This is a genomic window from Pseudonocardia sp. McavD-2-B (assembly GCF_024124365.1).
In the GTDB taxonomy this organism is placed as follows: domain Bacteria; phylum Actinomycetota; class Actinomycetes; order Mycobacteriales; family Pseudonocardiaceae; genus Pseudonocardia; species Pseudonocardia alni.
Map to the genome: position 1 here is coordinate 1 of NZ_JAMXSG010000298.1, position 6,826 is coordinate 6,826.

General features: G+C 74.5%; 8 protein-coding genes. 3 read left to right on the plus strand and 5 right to left on the minus strand.

The window, feature by feature from the left end:
• Window positions 1-1,189: glycosyltransferase family 2 protein (locus NH602_RS26395; protein WP_253069196.1), on the minus strand; the 1,189-nt coding region annotated here is incomplete at its 3' end.
• A 207-nt stretch (window positions 1,190-1,396) separates the two neighbouring features.
• Between NH602_RS26395 and NH602_RS26400 the strand changes: the two genes are divergently transcribed.
• Entirely contained in the window at window positions 1,397-2,884 is a 1,488-nt protein-coding gene (locus NH602_RS26400; protein ID WP_253069197.1) for a SulP family inorganic anion transporter, read from the plus strand.
• Between the two features lie 10 nt (window positions 2,885-2,894).
• On the opposite strand, the gene NH602_RS26405 is transcribed toward NH602_RS26400, so the two are convergent.
• Complete coding sequence (locus tag NH602_RS26405; RefSeq protein WP_253069198.1) at window positions 2,895-3,272, minus strand: helix-turn-helix domain-containing protein; 378 nt, start codon at window positions 3,270-3,272, stop codon at window positions 2,895-2,897.
• 95 nt (window positions 3,273-3,367) lie between these two features.
• Here NH602_RS26405 and NH602_RS26410 point away from each other — a divergent pair, with 95 nt between their 5' ends.
• Both NH602_RS26410 and NH602_RS26415 read left to right on the plus strand, forming a co-directional pair.
• Complete coding sequence (locus tag NH602_RS26410) at window positions 3,368-4,195, plus strand: NAD(P)H-binding protein (protein WP_253069199.1); 828 nt, start codon at window positions 3,368-3,370, stop codon at window positions 4,193-4,195.
• 74 nt (window positions 4,196-4,269) lie between these two features.
• Window positions 4,270-4,626 carry a tetratricopeptide repeat protein gene (locus NH602_RS26415; protein WP_237453800.1) on the plus strand — a complete coding sequence of 119 codons (357 nt, stop codon included), beginning with the start codon at window positions 4,270-4,272 and terminating at the stop codon, window positions 4,624-4,626.
• Here NH602_RS26415 and NH602_RS26420 read toward each other — a convergent pair.
• The 3 genes from NH602_RS26420 to NH602_RS26430 all read right to left on the minus strand — a co-directional run.
• Window positions 4,613-5,473: an HTTM domain-containing protein gene (locus NH602_RS26420; protein WP_253069200.1), complete on the minus strand. Its 861-nt coding sequence runs from the start codon at window positions 5,471-5,473 to the stop codon at window positions 4,613-4,615. The genes NH602_RS26415 and NH602_RS26420 overlap by 14 nt on opposite strands.
• Entirely contained in the window at window positions 5,467-5,796 is a 330-nt protein-coding gene (locus tag NH602_RS26425) for a hypothetical protein (RefSeq protein ID WP_157818447.1), read from the minus strand. The genes NH602_RS26420 and NH602_RS26425 overlap by 7 nt, the downstream gene beginning before the upstream one ends.
• Before the next feature lie 38 nt (window positions 5,797-5,834).
• Window positions 5,835-6,826: glycoside hydrolase family 16 protein (locus tag NH602_RS26430; RefSeq protein ID WP_253069201.1), on the minus strand; the 992-nt coding region annotated here is incomplete at its 5' end.

The window sequence follows — 6,826 nt, forward strand, 5'->3', positions numbered from 1 at the left end:
CCGCTCCGCCGGCCCGCCGCACCGCGCGGCGCGACCGGAGGTAGGCCCGCGGGCCGTTCAGCAGACCCCGGTTGCGCGTCTGGTCGGCGTCGGCGGGCATCGCCACGCCGGCGCCTGCCTCGCGGTCGGAGATGTGGCGCAGCCGGGCGACCGCCGCCGGCAGCCGGCGCAGTGCGACCGACCGGCCCTGCGGCGACAGCGCCACCTTCGCCAGGAAGCTGCCCAGCCCGATCGCGTAGCCCTCCATCTGCTTGCGCAGCGCGGCCTGGTCGGGGCGGTGGTGGTGCCAGAGGTAGGCGCCCGGGGCGTAGCCGAGGACGTTGCCGGCCAGGATCATGCGGACCAGGAACTCGCAGTCCTCGCCGCCGTGGGTGGGGGTGCCCGGGCCCATGGCCTCGTCGAAGCCGCCGACGGCGCGGGCGGCCCCGGCCCGCACGGCGAGGTTGGCGCCGATGCCGAACAGGCCGGGTGCGAACGGGAAGATCGGGGAGTCCGCGGGGGGCTCGGCGAGGGTGAACCGGCGTGGGGTGAAGCCCTTGTTCCAGGCCAGGGCGACGTCGGCGGCGCGCTCCTCGGGGCTGCCCAGGCGGGCGGCCAGTACCGGGCCGGAGACGCAGGCGAGCTCGGGGTCCGCGGCGAAGGCGCCGGCGATGCGCGAGGCCCAGGCGGGGTCGACCTCGGTGTCGTCGTCGGTGAAGGCGACGATCTCGGTGCGGGCCTCGGCCAGACCCCGGTTGCGCCCGATGGACGCACCGCGCCGCGGCTCGCGGACGTAGCGGACGCGATCGGAACCCGCGGCCCGCACGGCCAGCTCGGTCCGCTCGTCGTCCGGGTCGTTGTCGACGACGACGACCGACAGCGCCGGGTGGTCGGAGGCGAGGACCGCGCGCAGGCAGCGGGCCAGCGACTCGGGCCGGTTGCGGGTCGCGACGACCACGGTGACCGGGTCGGCCGCGGACGGCGCGACGGCGACGGTGCCGGCCGCGGGCAGTGCGGCGACGGCGAGCGAGAGCTCCGCGGCGGTCGCGCGCCCGGCGCGCAGCGGCACGGTGACCTGACCCTGCGGGGTGCCACCGACGGTGACCAGCAGCCGTGCGGCGGCGAACCGCCGGTCGACCTCGAGGTCGCGGGCCGGGGCGAGCCGGTCGAGCTCACCCACCCAGGTCGGTACGTCGGGAGTCATCGCCATGGACCCCATCGTGCTCACCGTCGCTGTGACGACGCTGAGATCGGCCTGTGGGACAACGGAGTGTGGGGCGCGCCACCCCGGACGAGTTCCGGGCCCCGCACCGCAGACCCTCCCCTCACGTGAGAGTACGGTCGGGCTGTTCGCGCGCTCCCGCCGTCGTGGCCCGCGGCCCCGCCCCTCCCCCGACGTGAAAGCGACCGTCGTATCGTGCCCCGCTCCGCCCTGCCCGACCTCGCCACGCTGCGTGCGCGCTGGACACCCCGCCTGGTGCGCACCGAGGTGCTCGCCGGACTCGTCGTCGCGCTCGCCCTGATCCCGGAGGCCATCGCGTTCTCGATCATCGCCGGGGTGGACCCCCGGGTCGGCCTGTACGCCTCGTTCACCATGGCCGTGGTCATCGCGGTCTGCGGCGGGCGACCGGCGATGATCTCGGCCGCCACCGGCGCGATCGCGCTGGTCGTGGCCCCGCTGTCGCGGGAGTACGGCGTCGAGTACCTGTTCGCCGCGGTCGTGCTCGGCGGGGTGCTGCAGATCGCGCTGGCCGCCGCGGGCGTCGCGCGGCTGATGCGCTTCCTGCCACGCAGCGTGATGGTGGGCTTCGTCAACGCACTCGCGATCCTGATCTTCACCTCACAGGTGCCCCAGCTGGTCGGCGTGCCCTGGGCGGTCTACCCACTGGTCGCCGTCGGCCTGGCGGTCATCGTCGGGCTGCCGCGGCTGACCCGCGTCGTCCCGGCACCGCTGGTCGCCATCGTCGGGCTGACCGTGGTCACGGTGACGGCCGCGGTCGCCGTGCCGACCGTCGGCGACCAGGGCGCGCTGCCGGACACGGTGCCGCTCCCGCACCTCCCCGCGGTGCCGCTGACGTGGGAGACGCTGCGGATCGTCGCGCCGTACGCGCTCGGCGTCGCGCTGGTCGGGCTGATCGAGTCGCTGATGACCGCGCGCCTGGTCGACGACATCACGCAGACCGGCTCGGACAAGACCCGCGAGTCGTGGGGCCAGGGGGTCGCGAACATCGTCACCGGTTTCACCGGCGGCATGGGCGGCTGCGCGATGATCGGCCAGACGATGATCAACGTGAAGGCGTCCGGGGCCAGGACGCGGCTGTCCACGTTCCTGGCGGGGGTGTTCCTGCTGGTCCTCGTGGTCGCACTCGGCGACGTCGTCGCGCTGATCCCGATGGCCGCCCTGGTCGCGGTGATGGTCATGGTGTCGGTCGGGACGTTCGACTGGCACAGCATCCGTCCGGCGACACTGCGCCGGATGCCGCGCAGCGAGACGGCGGTGATGCTGACGACCGTCGTGGTCACCGTCGGCACCGACAACCTCGCCTTCGGCGTGGGCGCCGGCGTGCTCGTCGCCTCGGTGCTGTTCGCGAACCGGGTGTCACGGCTGGTCGGGGTGGACCGCACCGTCGACGACGGCGGGGCGGTCGTCTACCGCGTCACCGGCCAGCTGTTCTTCGCCTCCAGCAGCGAGCTGAGCACCGCGTTCGCCCCCGACGGCGACCCCGACGAGGTGACCGTCGACCTGTCCGGCGCGCACGTGTGGGACGCCTCGACCGTCGCCGTCCTCGACGACCTGCGGCGCCGCTACGCGCGGTCCGGCCGCACGCTCGTCGTCACCGGGATGAACGACGACAGCCGCGACCGCCACGAGCGGCTCGCCGGGCACCTGGGCGGCGGGCACTGACCACCGGGACCTAGGCCCGCTCGCGTGCCGCCAGCACCTCGGGGATCCGGTCCTCGATCCAGCCGACGAGGCCGGCGAGGTGGCCGGTCACGCCGTGGCCGAGCCCGGTGAGGCCGTAGCTGACCTGCGGCGGGGTGGTCGCGGCGACCTCGCGGTGCACGAAGCCGTCGCCCTCCAGGGTGCGCAGGGTCTGGGCCAGCATCTTCTCGCTGATCCCGCCGACGGCGCGCCGCAGCGCGGAGAAGCGGTGGTCCTCGCGGGACAGGACCACGAGCACGAGGACCGCCCACTTCGACGTCACGTGGTCGAGGACCGATCGCGAGGGGCAGCTGCTGTCGAACGCGTCACCCGAGAACAGGCCCGTGGGCCGTTCCACCTGCGTGCTCACCGTCCACCCACCTACTTACCAGAAGGTACGTACTTACCGAACGTAAGTCTATCCGGCAGAGTCGGCACCGTCCACGACGAGATGGGGAGACAGCGATGATCATCGTGACCGGGGCGAGCGGGAAGCTGGGCGGCGCGGCCGTGCGGGCGCTGCTGGAGACCGTGCCGGCGGAGCAGGTGGGCGTCCTCGCCCGGTCCGCGGAGAAGGTGGCCGACCTGGCCGCGGCCGGGGTCCGGGTGCACGTCGGCGACTACGAGGACCCGGCCTCGCTGACGGCGGCGTTCGCCGGCGCCGACGGGCTGCTGTTCGTGTCCGGCTCCGACGTGACCCCCGGGGTGCGCGAGCGCCAGCACGGCAACGTGGTCCGCGCCGCGGCCGACGCGGGCGTCGGCCATGTCGTCTATACCAGCGCGATCGGCGCGGACCGGCCCGGCGCACCCGCGTTCCTCGCCGACCACACCCTCACCGAGGAACTGCTGCGCGGCTCCGGACTGCCGGTGACGCCGCTGCGCAACACCTTCTACTCGGACATGTTCGTCAACCCGGGCGTGGTCGCCACCGCGCTGGAGGCCGGGGAGACGGTCGCCGCGGACGGCGGCCGGGCGCTCAACACCGCCACGATCGCGGACCTCGCGCGGGCCGCCGCCGTCGTCGTGGCCGGCGGGCCGCAGGAGCACGCCGGGCGCGCCTACGAGCTGCGCGGACCGCTGTGGACCTACGACGAGCTGGCCGCGACGATCGCCGCGGAGTCCGGCCGGCCGGTGTCGCACCGCCGGGTACCGCTCGACCAGGCCCCGGCCCCCGCCTTCATCGGCGAGTTCGTCTCGTCGGGAATGTTCGCCGAGCCGTCGAAGGACCTCGCGACGCTGCTCGGTCGCCCGGCGACCGGGATGCCCGAGCTGGTCCGCGCCGCCCTGGCCTGAGCCGGGAACAGAACACCCGGCGCCGCGGTTGTGGTTGACGTATCAACCGAACGGGCCGGAAGGAGGCCGCACCGATGAGGATCGACGCGCTGTCCTGGATGACCGGGACGGAAGCAGGGCCTGCCGATCGGTGGGAGCACGCCGGGTACCTGTTCGACTCCGGCGACCCCGCGGGGGCCGCGACGGTGCTCGCCGAGCTCGTCGCCGAGCAGCCCGGGGCCGCCGCGGTCCGGCTGCTGCTGGCCCGCGCGTACTACCACTCCGCGCAGCTCGGCCGGGCCGAGACCGAGCTCCGCGAGCTGGTGCGCCGCGAGCCGGCCGACGGGTACGCCCACCTGCTCCTCGGGCGCACCCTGCAGCGCCGTTCGCGCCACGACGAGGCCGCGCCGCACCTGCGGCTGGCCGAGGCGATGGGCGTCAGCGCCGGGTGACCGTGCTCGGCAGCGCCGGTTCCGACCGGCGCTGCCGGGGCACCACCAGCGCGCCGGGGAGCCCGCCGACGACCGGGACGCGGTCCGCGAACAGCAGGTAGCCACCGCAGGTGAGGGTGGCGAACAGCCCCAGCTCGATCGCGGCGTGCAGCCCGTCGGAGAGCATCGCGATCATGCCGAGATGCAGCCCGGTCCCGGCGACGACGGCGACCGGCCGCAGCCGCGACGACCACAGCCCGAACGCGACGAACAGCTCGGTGAGTACCGCGCCGAACGCCATCGGCACCAGGAACACCGGCGTCAGCATCGCCGCCGGGACCAGCACCGAGTCCCACGTCCAGGACGCCAGACCGTTGCCGGACAGGAAGTCCGGACGGATCTTCGAGATCGCGGCGTAGAAGTAGACGATCGTGATCTGCGCCCGCAGCACCAGCACCGGCGCCGCCCACACCCGGTCGGCGCCGTGTCCGCGCCGGGACCGGAGCGACCAGGCCGCGTCGCAGTCGGAGAACGACAGCAGCACCGCCGCGGTGAACAGCAGGTAGGTGTGGTTGGAGTAGTAGCCCGCACCCCAGACGAAGCCGGCGGTGCACAGCCCGACCAGCAGGGCCGCCGCCCGCGCGTTCCACCCCACGACGACGGCCAGCGCCGCCAGCCCCATCACCGCGCCGAGCGCGAGCCAGACCGGGGCGGGCAGCGTCGGGCCGACCCCGAGCAGCGGCCCGGCCCGGGTCCCGAGCAGCGGGCTCGCGCCGAGCTCGACGGCCTTCAGCCCGGCGACGAGCCCGACCAGGATCCGGTACCCGGCCAGCGGGCGGGCGGGGAGCGTGTCGGGGAGCCTCAGCACGACTGCTCCCACTCCGGGGCGCCGTCCCGGGTCCGCGACACCGAGACGAGGTCCGGGGCCGCCGCGCACAGCAGCCCCGGGACCGTGGCTCCGTAGTGGACGGTCCGCTGCGGCCACGGCAGGCCCCCGGTGTCGAGGGCGCGGGACGCGCCGTCGGCGGTCCGTCCGGTGTAGGCGTACTCCGTCGACGACGCGACGAACATGCTCCAGGAGTAGCGGCGCGGCGGCTCGGTGGTGGCCAGGCCGACCGCGGGGATCGCGACCTCCAGGGCCACGACGCCCGCGAGCAGCCACCCCGCGGTCCTGCGTGTGAGAAGCGGCACGTCCACTCATCGCCCCGCAACGGTCCGGTGTTAGCCGGTCACTTCCCGTCGAGGGAGTAGATCCGGACCCAGTCCACCTCGTACGTCGCCGGCTGCATGTTGCCGCCGAAGAAGTTGTCGAGCTGGATCGTCAGGTGCCCGCTGGGCATGTCCTGGATGTTCTTGCGGCCGGGCCGGGCACCGCCGGAGAAGGAGAACCACTCCTTGCCGTCGATGAAGCCCTTCACGTGGTCGGGCGTCCACTCGACGGCGACGTTGTGCCACTCGCTCAGCGGTGCACCGCAGTTCTTCTCCTTGGCGTACTCCTGCTGGACCGCGCCGCGGCCGTGCGGGTAGTGGATGAACGCCTCGGCGCACTGCTCGCCGGGCGCGCCGTTCTCGAGGAAGTCGTACTCGCCGTCCTGGGGCCAGCGGTCCGACTGCGGCCAGATGATCAGCAGCGGGTGGTACTGCCTGCCGTTGTCCGGGCCGGTGGCCTCGGAGCGGACGCGGGCCTCCCAGCGGCCGTATCGCTGGTTGAACTTCGACGAGATCCACGCCGAGTCGCCGTTCCGCAGCCCGGTCTGGATCAGCTTGCCGTCCTTCACCGTGGACCGGCTGGCACAGCGGCCGCCGTTGCCCGCGTGACCGGGCCAGCACTCGCCCGCCTGGTTCCACTTCGCCGGGTCGGGCGGTCCGGTGTAGCCGAACTCGTCCGACGCCGGCAGCGGCGCGCCCCAGCCGTAGCGTTCGGCAGCGCTGGTGGCGCCGGGTCGGGGCGCACTCTGGTCGGCCGGTCGGGCCGAGGGGTCGGCGGGCGCGGCGGGCGCGGCCGCGGGGTCGGTCGGCGTCTCGACGGGCTCGTCCGCGGGGTCGACGGGTTTCTCCTCCGGGTCGGTGGGCTTCTCGAGGGCGGCGGGCTCCGTCCCCGTGCCGGCGGGCTCCGACCCGGCGTCGGCGGGTGCGGGCGCCGGGTCGGCCGGCGTCTCCCCAGTATCCGCCGGCTTCTCGGCCGGCCCACCCGGTGTCTCCGCGGGAGCGGCGGGCTCGC

Excerpts from the sequence above, each read along its gene's own strand:
- NH602_RS26410 (WP_253069199.1), top strand. The coding sequence starts at position 3,368 with ATGATCATCGTGACCGGGGCGAGCGGGAAGCTGGGCGGCGCGGCCGTG.
- NH602_RS26415 (WP_237453800.1), top strand. The coding sequence starts at position 4,270 with ATGAGGATCGACGCGCTGTCCTGGATGACCGGGACGGAAGCAGGGCCT.